The organism is Sphingobium sp. WR1 (assembly GCF_059693745.1).
Genome location: NZ_JCATID010000001.1, coordinates 142,300 through 159,600, shown reverse-complemented (window position 1 = coordinate 159,600; position 17,301 = coordinate 142,300). Strand labels below are relative to the sequence as shown.

The window sequence follows — 17,301 nt, the reverse complement described above, 5'->3', positions numbered from 1 at the left end:
GGCTCAGCGGATGGAACGCACCACCCTGCGCGCCTCGGGCGGGCCAGCGAAACATTATTGCAATGGGTCGCCCGAGATTGATCGAGTTTAGTGCACAAGATGAAAATGCAGCCAAAAGGCAAATGGGGCGTTTGCCATCGTAACGAGAAATTCTGACAAGAAGGTGTATTGGTGGCAACAAGTTGTTTCGCGGAAAGACTGACACGCCATGTGCCGTTGTCCGACGCGGAAAAGACAGCGCTGGCAAGGTTGGAGGAAAATCCCCGCAGGGTGAAGCGTGGCGCAATGATTCAGCGCGTCAACGACACCGTAACGGAATTATTCGTGCTACGCGAAGGCCGGGTGATGAGTTTCGTCATTCTGCCGGACGGCAGCCGCCAGATATTGCGCGTTTACTTCCCAGGCGACTTCATCGGATCGGCCAGCACCATCTACAGCCGCGCGCCGGAATCGTTGGTGGCCCTGGCGGACGCGGTCATCTGTCCGTTCGACAAACATGCCCTGCGCCGGCTGCTGGAGGAATATCCGCGCGTCGCGGCGCTGCTGTTCCTGCTGTCCAACGCCGAACGTGTGTCGATGACTGACCGGCTCGCCTCGCTGGGGCGAACGTCGGCCAAGGCGCGCGTGGCGGCCTTCCTGCTGGATATGTTCGATCGGCTGCGCGTCACCGACGACAGCATAACCGACAGTTTCGACCTGAAGCTGACGCAGGAGGAGATTGGGGATTCAATCGGCCTCACCTCCGTCCATGTGAACCGGATGATCCGCCAAATGGAACAGGAAGGGCTGATCAGCCGGTCGAACGGCCGCATCACCCTGCGCGATCTGGAGCGGCTGGAAGATATCGGCCATTATACCAACCGGCACAAGGATATGGATCTGGACTGGTTGCCGGCCGGCTGATCCCTTCGCCGCCATGCGACCCGGCGGGGGGGGTCACGCCAGCAGTTCGACATCCCAATAGAGCCAGTCATGCCAGCTTTCGTGCAGATAGCCGGGCGGGAAGGCGCGGCCATGTTCCTGCAACTGCCAGCTGGTCGGCCGGATCGGCTGGACATGAAGCTGCATCCCCGCCTCCTTCGGCGTGCGCCCGCCCTTCTTGAGGTTGCAGGGCGAACAGGCGGTGGCGACATTTTCCCAGGTGGTGCGCCCGCCGGCCCGCCGCGGCACGACATGGTCGAAGGTCAGATCGCTGGTCTTGCCGCAATATTGGCAGGCGAACTTGTCGCGCAGGAACAGGTTGAAACGAGTGAAGGCGGGATGTTCGGACGGCTTCACATATTGTTTCAGCGCGATGACCGACGGGATCTTCATCTGCAGGCTGGGGCTGTGGACTTCCCGTTCGTAGGAGGAGACGATGTCCACCCGATCCAAAAAAACCGCCTTGATGGCGGTTTGCCAGGGCCAAAGGCTCAGGGGATAGTAACTGAGCGGCGTATAGTCCGCATTCAGAACAAGTGCCGGACAGTTTTCCGGGTGCCGTATGAGGTCGGGATGGTACATAGAAAACCTTCTAACCCCCTTGCCGACGCCGCTCATCCACCAGCAACGTGACAACAGCATGACAGCATTAACGAATATCATCCGTCAAGAGCCTGTATGACTCGGTCTGTCGCACCACAGCATATGGTGATCCGCTTCGCGCCAAGCCCCACCGGTAGACTGCATGTCGGCCATGGCTGGTCGGCGCTGATGGCGATGGATCTGGCGCGCGCGGCCGCGGGGACGTTCCGGCTGCGGATCGAGGATATCGACGGCACGCGCAGCCGGCCCGAGCATGTCGCCGAGATCGTCGAGGATCTACGCTGGCTGGGGGTGGAATGGGACGGCGAGATCGTCTTCCAGTCGCAACGGCTGGACCACTATGAGGCGGCGCTGGCGCGGTTGCGGGCACAAGGGCTGCTCTATCCCTGTTTCTGCACCCGCGCCGACATACAGGCGAGCCTGACCGCGCCGCACGGGCCGGAAGGGCCGGTCTATCCGGGGACGTGCCGGGGGCTGGACGAGGCGGAGCGCGCGCGGCGGATCGCGGCGGGGGACGCCCATGCCTGGCGGATCGACATGGAACGGGCGGTGGAACGTGTGGGGAAATTGCGATGGGCGGATTTATCTTCGCCTCTTTCCTTCCGGGGAGGGATTGTGGGGCTGCCCAATGCGACGCACCAGGAGGATGGCCCCCACCCCAACCCCTCCCCTGAAGGGGAGGGGCTATTGATTGTAGCCGATCCCCTCGCCCATGGCGACGTGGTGCTGGCGCGCAAGGATGCGCCGGCCAGCTATCATCTGTCCTGCACGCTGGACGATGCCGCGATGGGCGTGACCCATGTGCTGCGCGGCGACGACCTACGCGGGGCCACGGACATCCACCGGCTGCTCCAAGCGTTGCTCGACCTGCCCTCCCCCGCCTATCTCCATCATCCGCTGCTGGTCGGGTCGGACGGCAGGCGGCTGGCCAAGCGGGACGGATCGATCGCGCTGGCGGATCTGCGCGCGCAAGGGGTGGAACCGGGCATCCTGGCCGCCGACCTGCGCGCCGGACGCTTTCCGATTGGCATCGCGCTCGCAAGGGCATAGTCTGGCGTGATGAACACCGTGCTGATCATCGCCCTCATCCTCGCCATGATCGCGACCCTGGTCGCGCTGATCCGGGGCATCATCGCCTTCCTCCAGACTACCAAGGAGGATCTGAACGCGCCCGAGGGCAGCGGTCCCAGCCCGGCGCGGCTGAAGCAGAACAGGATGATGATGAACCGCATCCTGTTCCAGGCCGCCGCGATCATCATCGTCGCGATCCTGCTGATGGCGAAAGGCAACGGTTGAACAGGACGGGCTGCCCCGATGGTCAAGTTGAACAAGATCTACACCCGCACCGGCGACGCGGGCACCACCGGGCTGGTCGACGGATCGCGCCTGCCAAAACATGCGCCGCGAATGCAGGCGGTAGGCGATGTCGACGAAGCGAACAGCGCGATCGGGCTGGCCATCATCGCCATGGGCGCGCGGCCCGAGACGCGCTGGCTGACCATGATCCAGAACGACCTGTTCGATCTGGGTGCCGATTTCGCCACACCGATCCCGGAGGGCGAGGACGAACCCTGGGCATTGCGCATCGTCGCGACCCAGGTGACGCGGCTGGAAGAGGAGATCGACACGATGAACGCCGATCTAGCGCCGCTCGACAGCTTCATCCTGCCCGGCGGATCGGCCGCCGCCGCCGCCGTCCACCTCGCCCGCGCGATCACTCGCCGGGCCGAGCGCAGCGCCACCGCCGCGGCGACCGAGGTGGCGCTCAACGCCCACGCGCTCGCCTATCTCAATCGCCTGTCCGACCTGCTGTTCGTGCTGGCGCGGCGGCTGAACGACCATGGCGCGGCCGACGTCAAATGGGTTCCGGGCGCGTCCCGCTGAACCGGTGCGCCATTCGACTCTTCCACCGCACAATCCACCCCGTCAGCGGATATTAACCCTGTTTCTTCAGCATCCGTTTAGGCGCGCATTCAAATAGCTGCTTGCAGTCGCGCCATAAACGGGGGAAGCCGTGCAATTCTACCTCGCAACGTCGTTCCTCTTTCCGCGTTCGCTGCGGTTGCGGCTGTTCACACTCTGCTTCCTTACGACACACATGCCCCTGATCGGCTATCTGATCTGGGGTTTTTCCACCGGCCGGGTGGCGCTGGCCGAGGTCGTGCTGCTGACGCTGGCGACGGTTGCCGGAACAGTCATCGCCCTTCTAGGCGTCAGCGCGATGCTGAGCCCCATCCAGGCACTGGCCGAAACATTGCAGGACGAGGCAACGGCGAACGCGCCGACGGGAATGGGCGACGTCATCCAAGCCCTCTATGCCGGGGCCCAGCGCGCCGCCACCGCCACCCAGGCGCGGATCGACGACCTGCACAATGCCGCGCATGAGGATCTGCTGACCGGCGTCGCCAACCGGCGGGGCTTTCTGGCTCAGATCGACACGCTGCCGATCGACCGGCGCAAGGGCTGCGTCGCGCTGATCGACATCGACTATTTCAAACGGGTCAACGACCAGCTGGGCCATGACGAGGGCGACCGGGTGCTGGGCGCGTTCGCGGCGCGCCTGTCCGCCCAGTTGCGCCGGATGGACATCGTCGCGCGCTGGGGCGGCGAGACATTCGCCATCTTCTTTCAGGATTGCATCGAGGACGAAGTGAGCTGGACGCTGGCGCGGGTCGCCAGCCGGATGCGCAGCGAGCCGATCGGCCTGGTCGGCGGGCGGCCGATCAGCTTTTCCGCCGGCATCTGCCGCTGGAAGGGCGACGCGCTGGAGGATGCGCTGCGCCGCGCCGATGCAGCGCTCTATGAAGCGAAGCAGGCCGGTCGCGACCGCATCTGCCGCGCCCAGCCGCTGTTGCAGGAAGTGTGAACTTACGGGCGGGCTGGAACCCCCTGCCCTTTCATGCGCTTCTTTCCATTAAGAGAACGGTGCAACCGTATCGGGAAAGGCGGATATGGCCAGAAGCTGGACGGACGCCCGGCAGGATGATCTGGAGGAGCGCTTCCGCGCGGTGCGGGCGCTCAGCGAAGCCCTGGCCGCACCTTTGTCCGATGCCGACGCGACAGTCCAGTCGATGGCCGACGCCTCTCCGGCGAAATGGCATCTGGCGCATAGTAGCTGGTTTTTCGAAACCTTCGTGCTGCGCGACCATGTGAGCGGCTATCGCCCGTTCGATCCGCGCTACGCCTTTCTGTTCAACAGCTATTATGAGGCGGAAGGCGCCCGGCACGACCGGTCGCTGCGCGGTATGCTGACCCGGCCGTCGCTGGCGGATGTCCGCGCCTATCGCGCCCATGTCGACGCGGCGCTGCTCGCCGCGCTCGGCCTGTTGCCGCAGCCGGCGCGGGCGCTGGTGACGCTGGGCCTGCATCATGAGCAGCAGCATCAGGAATTACTGCTGACCGACCTGCTCCATCTCTTCTCCCTCAATCCGCTGGAACCGGCGCTGTTCGAGGCGCCGAGCGCCGCGCCGGTCCATTTGCCGGGCGCGCTCCACTGGATCGAGGGGCGGCAGGGGCTGGTCGAGATCGGCGAGGACGGACGCGCCGGCTTCGCCTTCGATTGCGAGGGGCCGCGCCACAAGGCGCTGCTGCACCCCCATGCGCTGGCGCATCGGCCCATCACCAATGGCGAATGGATCGCCTTCATCGAGGATGGCGGATACCGGACCGCGGCGCACTGGCTGTCGGACGGCTGGGCCTGGGTGCAGGCGGAGAAGGTCGAGGCCCCGCTTTACTGGAAGCGGGGCGAGCAGGGCTGGACGCGCTTCGGGCTGGACGGACGGCAGCCGGTCAATCCCGCCGCGCCGGTGACGCATATCAGCCTGTATGAGGCCGACGCCTATGCCAGCTGGGCGGGCGCGCGCCTGCCCACCGAGGCGGAATGGGAAAGCGCGGCGCAGAATGTCGCGGCGGCGAGCGGCAACCTGCTCGACGGCCCGGCCTGCCCACGCCCCCGGCCGGCGGAGGAAAGCGCCACGCTGACGCAGATGTTCGGCGATGTGTGGGAATGGACCGGCAGCGCCTATCGCCCCCATCCCGGCTTTCGCCCGGCGCCCGGTGCGGTCGGCGAATATAATGGCAAGTTCATGTCCGGCCAGTTCGTGCTGAAGGGGGGCAGTTGCGCCACCCCGCGCGGCCATGTGCGGGCGAGTTACCGCAACTTCTTCTACCCCCACCAACGCTGGCAGTTCACCGGGCTGCGGCTGGCCAAGGATCTCTAGACCTATGCTGCTGACGGAAGAAGCGCCGGCGCTGGCGCGCGGCATCGACCCCGCCTTCCGCCGCGACATCGTCGAAGGACTGTCGCGCACCCCCAAGGCGACGCCGCCCATCTGGTTCTATGACCGGCGCGGGTCGGAACTGTTCGAACAGATCACGGACCTGCCCGAATATTATCCGACGCGCACCGAGACGGCTCTGCTCAAGGCGCATGGCACGGATTTCGCGGCGGCCGTGGGCGAAGGGCGCGCGGTGGTGGAATTCGGCGCGGGCAGCGCGCGCAAGACGCCGCATCTGCTGCGCGCGATCGCGCCCGCCGCCTATGTGCCGATCGACATCAGCGGCGAGTTTCTGCACACGAGCAGCGCCGACCTGGCGCAGGGCTTTCCCGACCTGCCGGTGCTGCCGCTGGTCGGCGATTTCAACGGCCCGCTGGAGCTGCCAAGAGCGGTGGAGGGACTGCCCCGGCTGGGTTTCTTCCCCGGCTCCACTATCGGCAATATGGAACCGGATGCGGCGGTCGACCTGCTGCGGGCGATGCGCCGGCTGCTGGGGCAGGATGCGATGCTCCTGATCGGCATGGACCGGATCAAGGATCGCGAACGGCTGGTGGCGGCCTATGACGATACGGCCGGGGTGACGGCGGCGTTCAACCTGAATCTGGTCGAGCGGATCAATCGCGAGTTGGAGGGCGACCTGCCGATCGACGGCTTTACCCATCGCGCGATCTGGAACGACGACAAGGCGCGGATCGAAATGCATCTGGAGGCAGTGCGGCCGCTCCATTTCCACGTCGCAGGCCAATGTTTCGGCATGGCGGCCGGCGAGACGATCCATACCGAGAGCAGCCACAAATATGGCGCGCGCGACGAACGGCTGCTGCTGCGCGCGGGCGGGTGGGAGCCGGTTCGCGAATGGATGGACCCGGAAGGACTGTTCGCGCTGGTGCTGGCGGAGGCGAGTTAGAGTAAGGCCGATAAACGAAGAGCGGCCATTTGCGGAGATAAAATCCTCCCCTGCAAGGGGAGGGGGACCACGAAGTGGTGGAGGGGTTCGATCAGGTTCAACTGCCCCCGGCAGTTGAAGGTCATGCCGGGGGCATGACCGACCTGATCGACGCTATCGAGAGGGTGACACCCCTCCGTCAGGCGCTACGCGCCTGCCACCTTCCCTTGCAGGGGAGGATGAAAAAGCAGACGTTCCGTAATCCACCCTACTCCGTCGCAAGCAGCAGATCGCGCAGGTCGGTGAGGCTGGGCAATATCCGCGCGCAGGCGAGGATCAGTTCCTCGGTGGGCGGCAGCAGGTCGGGAACCATGACCGTAGCGATGCCCGCCGCGCTCGCCGAGCGGACGCCGGCATGGCTGTCCTCCACCGCGACGCAGACGGCCGGATCGACGCCCAGCCGCTCCACCGCCAGCAGATAGGGTTCGGGATGCGGCTTGGGCCGTTCCACGTCGCTGCGAGTGACGATGACGTCGAAATAATGGAGCAGGCCGCTCCTTTCCAGCCGCTGCTGCGCATAGGGCGCGGCGGTCGAGGTGGCCAGCGCCATCGGGATGCCGCTGCGCGCCAGATGCTCCAGCAGCAGCAGCGCGCCGGGACGCAGCGGGATGCCGGCATCGACCGCGGCCTCGAACAGGGCGTCGCTGTCGGCATAGAAGCGCGCCAGCGGGAAGTCCGGTCCCATATGGCGGGCCAGCATCCGCTCATTCTCGTCGCGATGGATACCGACCATGGAAAGGAGCAATTCGTCCGACATCGGCCAGCCCAGCGCCAGCCCGGTTTCGGCAAAGGCCCGGCGATGCGCGGCCTCGGTATCGATCAGCGTGCCGTCCATGTCGAAAATGACGGCCCGGATCGGGTCCGGCAGGGTCGAGGCGGGAAGCGAAGGGGCGGATTGGCGGGGAGAGGAAGCCATGGGCGCAATATGGGCAAGCAGGCGTGCCGTTTCCATTGCAAAGCGCACAGCGGCGGTTGCGCGGGTTGGAGACTTCAACCTCCGTTCGCTTCGAGCCTTTCGACTGCCTGCCAAGGCAAGCGCTCAGGACAGGCCAAGGTCGAGAAGCGGATAGACCTCCGTTCGTTTCTCGAAACGAACGGAGGTTGGAATTTACTCCGTCACCCGCGCCGACCAGGTGGTGATCCAGTGCCAAGCGCCGCGGCATTCGCCCATGCTGGTCGCTTCGGTCAGGCGAAAACGGACGCCGTCCCAGACATAGGTTTCGCCGCCGCCGCAATCGCCGATGCCGCGCCCCTTGGCGAAACTCTGGAGCAGCGACCTGTCCGCGATCCACCCGGCATTGACCAGCATCGGCTTGGCCTCCTCCTCGCTCCAGCCGGGCTTATAGTCGAAGCTTGCCAGACGAAAGGCGCGGCGGCCGGCGATGCCCGTGGCGATGACTGGAACCGAGGTGAAATTATAGGCGCCGTTGCCGCAGGGAACCAGGATCAGCGTCTCGGTCTTCGACAGGCGGTGGAGTTCGGGCGGCTGGGCGCCGCGCATCTCGTCGGCGCAGCCGGTGAATTTGCCAAGCGCGGTCAGTTCCTCGCGCCAGAGCGACGCGGGCGCGGCGCCGGCGGGGACGGGAGCGCGGCGGATTTCCGGCGTGGGCGGCGCGGCACGCACAGCAAGCGGTCCCAATGCGCCGGTCGCGACCAGCGCGGTGCTGGTGCCGGCCCGCCCCTGCCGTGCATCCATGTAGCGCAGCGCAGCGCCCGATCCGGCGAGCGAGGGCCGGCCGAGCAGGCGGTTGCCGGCGCGCACCTCCAGCACGGCGCCCCGCGCCATGGCGATGGCGAGCGCCGCGGCCTGTGGCCCGCGCAACGTCGCTTCGCCATCCTTGCTCGGGACGCTCGCCACCATGCGTCCGTCGACATGGAAGCTGACATCGCCCCCGCCCTTGGCATCGCGGCTGACCCAGACTTCGACCGCCGCGTCCGGCCCAGCGCCGCGCGCCACGCCGACCATCACTGGATTGTCCGGCCATTCCCCGCCGTCGGGCAGGAGCGACACGGCTTCACATCGGTTGCGATTGTCGCACCCGATGGTCCAGTCCTTATAGGTTTCCAATGTGCCGGGCTTCGGCGCCTGCGCAGCGCCGACCGCCGACCAGCCCAAGGCCGCGACAGCAGCCATGAAAAATAATTTTGCCCCCATGCGTTAACCATAGCGGATTATGAACCCGAGCGGTAGGGCTTCCGTTACGGGTGCGTCCTGATTTGGTTCAAAGGCTCAGCATCAGGCCGGCCAGCGCCGCGCTCATGAGATTGGCGAGGCTGCCCGCGACCAGCGCCTTGAGCCCGAGCTTCGCGATCATCGGCCGCTGATTGGGGGCGAGGTTGCCCGTCACCGCCATCTGGATCGCGATCGAGCTGAAATTGGCGAAGCCGCACAAGGCAAAGGTGATGACGGCAATGGTCGCGGGCGACAGCTGACCCTGAACCTGGCCGAGATTGATATAGGCGACGAATTCGTTGAGCACGACCTTGGTGCCGAACAGGCCACCCGCCACCTGCGCTTCGTTCCAGGGGATGTTGAGCAGATACATGACCGGCGAGAAAACATAGCCGAGCAGCATCTGGAAGCTGAGATCGGGATAGCCGAACCAGCCGCCAATCCCCGCGAGGATGCCGTTCGCCAACGCAACCAGCGCGACGAAGGCGAGCACCATGGCGCCCACGGCGACGGCGAGCTTGACGCCGGTCTGCGCGCCCTGCGCCGCGGCCATGATGATGTTGGCGGGTTTTTCCTCATCATGGGTGGCGACGGGCATGGGTTCGCCCGGCGTCCCTTCGGGCAGCAGCGCGGCGGGACCGGCGCCGCTGATGCGGGCTTCGGGCAGATGGACGTCGGGATGGTCGCCCAGCGGCAGCTCGATCTGCGCCGGGCGCACGTCGGGCATCATGATCTTCGCCATCAGCAGGCCGCCGGGCGCGGACATGAAGCTGGCCGCGAGCAGATAGTCGATCTTGATCCCCATCGAGGCATAGGCGGCAAGGATGGTGCCGGCGACACCGGCCATGCCGCTGGTCATCACCGCGAAAAGCTGGGGACCGTTCAGGCCCGCCAGATAGGGGCGGATGACGAGCGGGCTTTCGCTCTGGCCCACGAAGATATTGGCGGCGGCGCACAGGCTTTCCACCTTGGACACGCCCGTCACCGTCTCGATCGCGCCGCCGACCCAGCGGACGATGAACTGCATGATGCCCAGATAATAGAGGATCGACACCAGGCTGGCGAAGAAGATGATCACCGGCAGCGCGGCGATGGCGAAGCTGGCCCCGCCGATTTCGGGCTTTGCCAGCGGGCCGAAGATGAAGTTGGTGCCCGCCTGCGCATAGCTGAGCAGATTGGCGACGCCATGCGACATGCCGCCGATGACGGCGCGGCCCGCCGGGACATAGAGGACCAGCATCGCGATTCCCGCCTGAAGCAGAAACGCCGCGCCCACAACCCGCGGTTTGATAGCGCGGCGGTCAGAGGAAAGAGCGAAGGCAATGGCGAGGATCAGCAGAATGCCGGCAAGGCCGATGAGAAGATGCATGAAGCGCTTTCGCGGGAAATGACAAACGGCGCGACTATATGGGCGCGGCATGGGGATGGCCAGCCGCTTTGGCGATCAACGACCTGATCGGCGGGCGTCGTCGCGCCGGACCTACTGGTCCAGCGGCAGCGCCAAGCTGGCGCGCAGGCCGCCTTCGGCCCGGTTGGCGAAGCCGATCGCGCCGCCATGGCTTTCCGCTATCGAACGGGCGATCGCCAGCCCCAGCCCCACGCCGCCGGTTTCCCGGTTGCGCGAGACTTCGCCGCGATAGAAGGGCTCGCACAGCCGGTCGATCGTGTCGGGGGGGACGCCCGGTCCGTCATCCTCGACCGCGACGGTGATCCGGCCGCCCGTGACCGCAATGGCGATGCGGGCCGAGCCGCCATAGCGGACGGCATTTTCCACCAGATTGGCCACGCAGCGGCGCAGCCCCACCGCATCGCCCCGCACCACGGCGCGCGCGCTCCGCGTCACGGTCACATCCTGTCCCATGTCAGCGAGATCGTCGGCCAGCGTCTCGACGATGGCGGACAGGTCGATGCGCACCCTCTCCGCACCCGCAGATCCGCCGCGCATATAATCGAGCAAATCCGTCACCATGGCGCGCATTTCCTCGACATCCGCCTGCGCCTTTGCGCGTGCGGCGTCGGGCAGCTGCTCCAGCCGGAAGGACAGGCGCGTCATCGGCGTGCGCAGATCATGCGCGATCGCCACCAGCATGGCGGTGCGTTCGTTGAGATAGTCGGCGATGCGCGCGCGCATATAATTATAGGCCGCGCCCACGGCGCGCACCTCCGGCGGGCCGGTGAGCGGCAGCGGCTCGGCGCGCTCGGGGCTTTCGGTCGCGGCGCCCTCCGCCAATTGGCGGATCGGCTGGGTGATGCGCCGCGCGACCCAATAGGCCGGCAGCAGCAACAGGATGAAAATGCCCGCCATCAGCGACAAGGTGATAGCGTACCAGCGCAGATTGGCACCCTGCCAGGCCTGGATGACGGTCCAGCCGTCGCCGGTCCGCTGCGCCAGCACAAAGGCGCGGCGCAGCATGACCGGTCCCTGTTCCCGTTCCGCCCGCATCGCCATGTCGCGAATATGAGGTGGCGGTCGATCGCGCAGCAGGCGGACATCCTGAACCGGGACGCCCAGCAGCGCGGCGAGTTGCGCCTGCGCCTGCGCGTCCATCTGCTGATCCGGTTCGGCCGCCGGCGCCCGGTCGGAACGATAGCGGGTGACGCTCCAGGCCGACGGGCCGCCGGCGCCGGCGCGCAACAGTTGCGCCGCCTCCGTCAGGAACATCGGCCGGGCATGGGGCGGCGGGCCGCGAAAGGCGACCAGCATCATCGCGCCCAGCGCCAACAGCAGCGTCGCCGCGACCAGCGCGACGATGCGCGTCAGGATCGACGGGTTGAAGCGATCCAGGCGGGGATTCACGCCGGGCGCACCTCGGCCGTGAACATATAGCCTTCGTTGCGGATGGTGCGGACCAGCTCGTCAACGCCCTCTCCCCTTGCCCCCTCTCCCTTCGCGCCGCGCTCCAGCTTGCGGCGCAGGCGGCTGACCTGCACGTCGATCGCGCGGTCATAGCTCTCGCTCTCGCTGCCGGCCGAATAGTCGAGCAGCTGGTCGCGGCTCAGCACCCGGCGCGGATGTTCGATGAAGGCGCGCAGCAGGCGGAACTCGCCATCGGTCAGGGTGACGACGACATTGTCGGGATCGGTCAGCAGGCGCGCGCCCATGTCGATCTGCCAGCCGGCAAAGCGCAGCCGCTGCCCACCCGCGACTGACGGCTCCATCGTCTGGCGGCGGTGGCGGCGCAGCACAGTGCGGATGCGGGCGAGCAGTTCCCGCGGGTTGCAGGGCTTGGGCAGATAATCCTCCGCCCCCATTTCCAGCCCGACGATCCGGTCGACGTCGCTGCCGATCGCCGACAGCATGATGACGGGCAATCCGCCGCGCGCCGACAGCCGCCGCAGGATCGACAGGCCATCCTCTCCCGGCATCATGACGTCGAGCACGGCGATGTCGAAATCCTGGGCCGACAGGGCGCGGTCCATGCCCGCCCCGTCCGCCACCGCCGTCACGGCGAAGCCATGCTGTTCGAGAAAATCGGATAGAAGCGCGCGGATGTCCGCGTCATCGTCGACCACCAATATGCGTGAACCATCCATCGTGGCGGCCAGCATATCGGGTGAAGGGGTCAGCTGCAAAGGCATCCGCGCCATTCCTGTCCCAGCGCCGGTCAGATCGCCAGCCCGACCGTCACCGTGCCGGTGAAGCCGTTGGTGGTGTCGCCGGTCATGCTGATCGTCATTGCTTCCTGTTGCGCGGTCGTATTGTCGCCGAAGATGCCGTCGCTGCTGATGCTTTCGCCGGCATAGTTGGTTCGGCTGCTGCTGTAGGCGCTGGTCGCGTAGACCGTGCTGCACGCCGCGGCGGGCATCGCGAATTGCGAGCAGAGCAACCGGTTGGAATAGCTGGTCGCCCGCGCCGCGCTGGCATAGACCTCGAAATGGATATGCGGGTAGCGCCCATCATAGCAACCGGGGAAGATGGTGGTGAACGTCACCTGGCCATTGGCGTCGGTTACGCCGACGCCGCGCAGATAATTCTCGCTGGGCAGGTCATAGAGCGAATAGTCGCCCTCGACATCGCAGTGCCAGATATAGACGGCATAGCCTTCGAGCGGCGCGCAACTGCCGTTGGTGTTGACCACCGTGATGGTCAGTTGCGTGTAAAGGCCGGTTGCCGTGGTGGTGGACGAACCGAAGCTCGACCGGATGTCGCTGCGGACGATGCCGCTGTCATCCAGCACATTGACGACCGTGCCGTTGCGACTGTTGGAGCCGTCCGCCGGATAGGGCCCGTTGGTTTCCTCCGGATCGGTGACGCATGTGCCGGTCGGCGTCGGCGTCGGCGTGGGGGTCGGCGTTGGTGTGGGAGTCGGGGTCGGCGTGGGGGTCGGCGTCGCGGTGGTCGTCGAGCTGCTGCTGCCTGAACCGCCACCGCACGCGCCGATCAGCGCCGCGCCGCTCGCCGAAAAGAGCAGACGCAAGGTGCGCCGCCGCCCGATGCTCTCCCGCGCCAGCGCGCGCATCCGTTCCAGATCGTGCAGCAACCCATGGTCGTGCGCTTCGTCCGTCGTTCCGCTCATCTACCCAGTCCCTTCTGTCCTTGCGGACCCTCCCAAGGGCAGGCTGTAGCGGCGCCATGTCGCGGCGCGATTGCGCAATGTAGCCGATTTGTAACGGCGGATGACGGGGCGAAACGAAAAGGGGCCGCTGCCCTGCGACAGCGGCCCCTTTTCAAAGCCATTCAGAAGCGATCAGGCCGCCTTGGCGCGGCTCATGCGCTTGCGCTCGTTCGGGTCGAGGTAGCGCTTGCGCAGGCGGATGGTCTTGGGCGTCACCTCGACCAGCTCGTCATCGTCGATATAGGCGATGGCCTGTTCCAGCGTCATCTTCCACGGCGGGGTCAGGCGGACGGTGTCGTCCTTGCCCGACGCGCGGAAGTTGGTCAGCGCCTTCGACTTCATCGGGTTGACTTCAAGATCTTCGGTCTTGGCGTTTTCGCCGATGATCATGCCTTCGTAGAGCGCTTCGCCCACGCCCACCATCAGCACGCCGCGCTCTTCGAGCGGACCGAGCGCATAGGCATTGGCCTCGCCCGCGCCGTTCGAGATCAGCACGCCATTCTTGCGGCCTTCGATCTTGCCCTTGTGGGGACCGTATTTCTCGAACAGGCGGTTCATGATGCCGGTGCCGCGCGTGTCGGACAGGAATTCGCCATGATAGCCGATCAGGCCCCGCGAGGGAGCGGAGAAGGTGATGCGGGTCTTGCCGCCGCCCGAGGGACGCATGTCGGTCATCTCGGCCTTGCGCAGGTTCATCTTCTCGACGACCGTGCCGGAAAATTCGTCATCGACGTCGATCATGACGGTTTCATAAGGCTCGGTCTTGTTGCCGTCCTCATCGGTCCCGAACAGCACGCGCGGGCGACTGATGCCCAGCTCGAACCCTTCGCGGCGCATGGTTTCGATGAGCACGCCCAGCTGGAGTTCGCCGCGGCCGGCGACTTCGAAACTGTCCTTGTCCTCGCTCTCCGTCACCTTGATGGCGACGTTGGATTCGGCTTCGCGCTCCAGACGGTCGCGGATCATGCGGCTCGTCACCTTGCTGCCTTCGCGGCCGGCCATCGGCGAATCATTGACGGCAAAGCGCATCGACAGGGTCGGCGGATCGATCGGCTGGGCCTGGATCGGTTCGCTGACGCCGGTGTCGGCGATGGTGTTGGCCACGGTTGCGACGGTCAGGCCCGCGAGCGAGATGATGTCGCCCGCCTGCGCTTCGTCCACGGGCACGCGGTCGAGGCCGCGGAAGGACATGATCTTCGACGCGCGGCCGGTTTCGATCACATTGCCGTCCATGTCGAGCGCGTGGATCGCCTGGTTCACCTTGACCTTGCCGCTGGTCACACGGCCGGTCAGCACGCGGCCGAGGAAATTGTCGCGGTCGAGCAGCGTCACCAGGAAGGTGAAGGGCGCGTCGACGTCCAGCGCCGGCGGCGGCACATGGTCGACGATCTTCTGGAACAGCGGCTGAAGCGTGCCGGCGCGCGCCGACGGATCTTCATTGGCGTAGCCGTTGCGGCCCGACGCATAGAGGACGGGGAAGTCGAGCTGTTCGTCGGTGGCGTCGAGCGACACGAACAGGTCGAACACTTCGTCCAGCACTTCCTGGATGCGCTCGTCGGGACGATCGACCTTGTTGACGACGACGATGGGCTTGAGGCCCAGCGCCAGCGCCTTGCCGGTCACGAACTTGGTCTGCGGCATCGCGCCTTCCGACGAATCGACCAGCAGGACGACGCCGTCGACCATCGAGAGGATGCGCTCCACTTCGCCGCCGAAGTCGGCGTGGCCGGGGGTGTCGACGATGTTGATGCGAACGGATTCGCCACCGGCCGGCGGCGTCCACTCGACCGAGGTCGGCTTCGCCAGGATGGTGATGCCGCGTTCCTTTTCGAGGTCGTTGGAGTCCATCGCGCGCTCTTCGACGCGCTGGTTGTCGCGGAAGGTGCCGGACTGGCGGAAAAGCTGGTCGACGAGCGTGGTCTTGCCATGGTCGACGTGCGCGATGATCGCGATGTTACGCAGGGACATGATGGGCCTTCGGGATATGGGCTCCCCTGGCCGACACTAGGCCGCGCAGAGGCTTCGGGCGCGCCCCTACAGGAAATGATGCGTTGCGGCAAGGGTGACAGGTGGACGACGGACGGGTTGACGGGGCGGGTCGACCGATCCGACGAAGATTTCCCCGGAGAAGCAGACCGGAGGTCGAACGCTGCTATACATTGGTGCAATAACTCCTTGCCCCAAATGACGAGCTTTCTATGGTGCCGAGCGTCGCTGATAATATACCATATCCTGCAAGGAGCCTTCCCCTCATGCGGTCTGCCGCCACCTTCGCCTTCGCTTCTCTCATCGCCCTCTCCTCCCCTGCTCTCGCGCAGAAGGACGCGCCCGACGCCGCCAAGCAACATGCCGACAAGGTGGCCGAGCAGGTCGCGGCCAACTGGGCCAGCGCGCCGGTCGAGGAAGTCACCCAGAGCGGCAAGGGCACGGCCCGCGTCGATGGGAAGAGCATCCCCTACACCCAGACCGCCGGCACGCTCACCATCCGCGACGAAAAGGGCAAGCCGGTCGCGAGCATGTTCTACACCGCCTATACGGCTGCGGGTAAGAACCGCCCCGTCACCTTCTTCTACAATGGCGGTCCCGGTTCCTCGTCGCTGTGGCTGCGCATGGGCAGCTTCGCGCCGGAGCATGTGCGCACCAGCAATCCCGAGGCGGTGAAGCCCGCCCCCTTCGATGTCGGCCCGAACAATGACAGCCTGATCGGCAGCACCGACATGGTGTATCTGGATGCGATCGGCGCGGGCTATTCCCGGCCGCTGGGGGATGCCAAGCCGTCCGACTTTTATGGCGTGGACCAGGATGTCGACGCCTTCGCCAAGGCGATCATCCGCTACACCACGAAGAATGGGCGCTGGGCGTCGCCCAAATATATTTTCGGCGAAAGCTATGGCACGACCCGGTCGGGAGCGCTCGCCTATCAGTTGGAGGATCGCGGGCTGGCGCTGAACGGCGTGGTGCTGCTGTCGTCGATCATGAATTACGGCGTGCGCCAGTCGGGCTTCGACACCATCCATGTCGGCTATATTCCGAGCTATGCCGCCACCGCTTGGTATCATAACCGCGTGCCCGGCGGCCGTCCCGCCAGCCTGGAGCAGTTTGTCGAGGAATCGCGCATTTTCGCCAACGGTCCCTACGCCACGGCGCTGCTGAAGGGGCAAGATATTACGGCGGAGGAAACCGACCGGATCGCCCAGCAACTGAGCCGCTTCACTGGCCTGTCGGTGGATTATCTGAAGCGCGCAAACCTGCGCGTCAGCCTGTCCCGCTTCCGCAAGGAATTGCTGCGCGACGAGCATGAGACGGTCGGGCGCTTCGACAGCCGCTACAAGGGCATCGACGCCGACGCGGCGGGCGAGGAGCCGGAATATGATCCGTCGAGCACCGGCATCACCGGCCTCTATGTCGGCAGCTTCCTGGATCAGGTGACGCGCCAGATCGGCTACAAGACCGACCTTAGCTATCGCCTGAGCGCGCGCGAGGGCGGCGATTTCAAATGGGACTGGAGCCACGAGGCACCCGATGGCGGCAAGCAGAATGTCGCGGATGTGACCGCCGACCTCAGCGCCGCGATGCGCACCAATCCGCATCTGCGCGTGCTGTCCCTGAACGGCTGGTACGACATGGCCACGCCCTTCTTTTCGACCGAGCGCGACCTGAAGCACATGATGCTGGAGCCGAACCTGCGCCAGAACCTCCAGTTCAAATATTATCCGGCCGGCCACATGGTCTATCTGAACCCGGAAGCGCTGCACCAGATGCGGCTCGACATGGAGCGTTACTACGCCGAGGGCGCGCGATAAGCCCTTTTCTCGTCATTGCGAT

At 65.8% G+C, this 17,301-nt stretch carries 16 protein-coding genes; 8 read left to right on the top strand and 8 right to left on the bottom strand.

Annotated elements, in window-relative coordinates; translation table 11 throughout:
- Positions 1-168 precede the first annotated feature (168 nt).
- On the top strand, positions 169-903 hold the full coding sequence (locus tag AC58EF_RS00830; protein ID WP_497273758.1) for a Crp/Fnr family transcriptional regulator: 735 nt from the start codon (positions 169-171) through the stop codon (positions 901-903).
- Positions 904-936: 33 nt separating this feature from the next.
- On the opposite strand, the gene AC58EF_RS00825 is transcribed toward AC58EF_RS00830, so the two are convergent.
- Positions 937-1,503 carry an HNH endonuclease gene (locus AC58EF_RS00825; protein WP_497273757.1) on the bottom strand — a complete coding sequence of 189 codons (567 nt, stop codon included), beginning with the start codon at positions 1,501-1,503 and terminating at the stop codon, positions 937-939.
- 96 nt (positions 1,504-1,599) lie between these two features.
- Here AC58EF_RS00825 and gluQRS point away from each other — a divergent pair, with 96 nt between their 5' ends.
- The 6 genes from gluQRS to egtD all read left to right on the top strand — a co-directional run bounded on the left by gluQRS (position 1,600) and on the right by egtD (position 6,708).
- A complete protein-coding gene (gluQRS, locus tag AC58EF_RS00820) occupies positions 1,600-2,574 on the top strand; it encodes a tRNA glutamyl-Q(34) synthetase GluQRS (RefSeq protein WP_497273756.1) in 975 nt (324 codons plus the stop codon).
- 9 nt (positions 2,575-2,583) lie between these two features.
- Positions 2,584-2,820 (top strand): twin transmembrane helix small protein, encoded by a 237-nt coding sequence (locus AC58EF_RS00815; protein WP_497273755.1) that lies wholly within the window; start codon positions 2,584-2,586, stop codon positions 2,818-2,820.
- Positions 2,821-2,838: 18 nt separating this feature from the next.
- On the top strand, positions 2,839-3,408 hold the full coding sequence (locus AC58EF_RS00810; protein ID WP_497273754.1) for a cob(I)yrinic acid a,c-diamide adenosyltransferase: 570 nt from the start codon (positions 2,839-2,841) through the stop codon (positions 3,406-3,408).
- Between the two features lie 130 nt (positions 3,409-3,538).
- Entirely contained in the window at positions 3,539-4,390 is an 852-nt protein-coding gene (locus AC58EF_RS00805; protein ID WP_497273753.1) for a GGDEF domain-containing protein, read from the top strand.
- Between the two features lie 85 nt (positions 4,391-4,475).
- Positions 4,476-5,744: an ergothioneine biosynthesis protein EgtB gene (gene egtB / locus AC58EF_RS00800; protein ID WP_497273752.1), complete on the top strand. Its 1,269-nt coding sequence runs from the start codon at positions 4,476-4,478 to the stop codon at positions 5,742-5,744.
- A gap of 4 nt (positions 5,745-5,748) precedes the next feature.
- On the top strand, positions 5,749-6,708 hold the full coding sequence (egtD, locus tag AC58EF_RS00795) for an L-histidine N(alpha)-methyltransferase (RefSeq protein ID WP_497273751.1): 960 nt from the start codon (positions 5,749-5,751) through the stop codon (positions 6,706-6,708).
- A 247-nt stretch (positions 6,709-6,955) separates the two neighbouring features.
- Here the strand turns inward: egtD and AC58EF_RS00790 are convergent, their stop codons facing one another.
- The 7 genes from AC58EF_RS00790 to typA form a co-directional block, all read right to left on the bottom strand.
- Complete coding sequence (locus AC58EF_RS00790) at positions 6,956-7,663, bottom strand: HAD family hydrolase (protein ID WP_497273750.1); 708 nt, start codon at positions 7,661-7,663, stop codon at positions 6,956-6,958.
- A 192-nt stretch (positions 7,664-7,855) separates the two neighbouring features.
- Positions 7,856-8,902, bottom strand: coding sequence for a DUF1176 domain-containing protein (locus AC58EF_RS00785; RefSeq protein WP_497273749.1), 1,047 nt, complete (start codon positions 8,900-8,902; stop codon positions 7,856-7,858).
- A gap of 67 nt (positions 8,903-8,969) precedes the next feature.
- Positions 8,970-10,289, bottom strand: coding sequence for a NupC/NupG family nucleoside CNT transporter (locus AC58EF_RS00780; RefSeq protein ID WP_497273748.1), 1,320 nt, complete (start codon positions 10,287-10,289; stop codon positions 8,970-8,972).
- Between the two features lie 111 nt (positions 10,290-10,400).
- Positions 10,401-11,717, bottom strand: a complete 1,317-nt coding sequence (locus AC58EF_RS00775; protein ID WP_497273747.1) for an ATP-binding protein — start codon at positions 11,715-11,717, stop codon at positions 10,401-10,403.
- A complete protein-coding gene (locus tag AC58EF_RS00770; protein WP_497273746.1) occupies positions 11,714-12,499 on the bottom strand; it encodes a response regulator in 786 nt (261 codons plus the stop codon). The genes AC58EF_RS00775 and AC58EF_RS00770 overlap by 4 nt, the downstream gene beginning before the upstream one ends.
- Before the next feature lie 26 nt (positions 12,500-12,525).
- Positions 12,526-13,437, bottom strand: a complete 912-nt coding sequence (locus AC58EF_RS00765; RefSeq protein ID WP_497273745.1) for a dioxygenase family protein — start codon at positions 13,435-13,437, stop codon at positions 12,526-12,528.
- Between the two features lie 171 nt (positions 13,438-13,608).
- Positions 13,609-15,444, bottom strand: coding sequence for a translational GTPase TypA (gene typA, locus AC58EF_RS00760; protein ID WP_497273744.1), 1,836 nt, complete (start codon positions 15,442-15,444; stop codon positions 13,609-13,611).
- A 284-nt stretch (positions 15,445-15,728) separates the two neighbouring features.
- On the opposite strand from typA, the gene AC58EF_RS00755 reads away from it, so the two are divergent.
- Positions 15,729-17,279 (top strand): S10 family peptidase, encoded by a 1,551-nt coding sequence (locus AC58EF_RS00755; protein ID WP_497273743.1) that lies wholly within the window; start codon positions 15,729-15,731, stop codon positions 17,277-17,279.
- Positions 17,280-17,301: the final 22 nt, after the last annotated feature.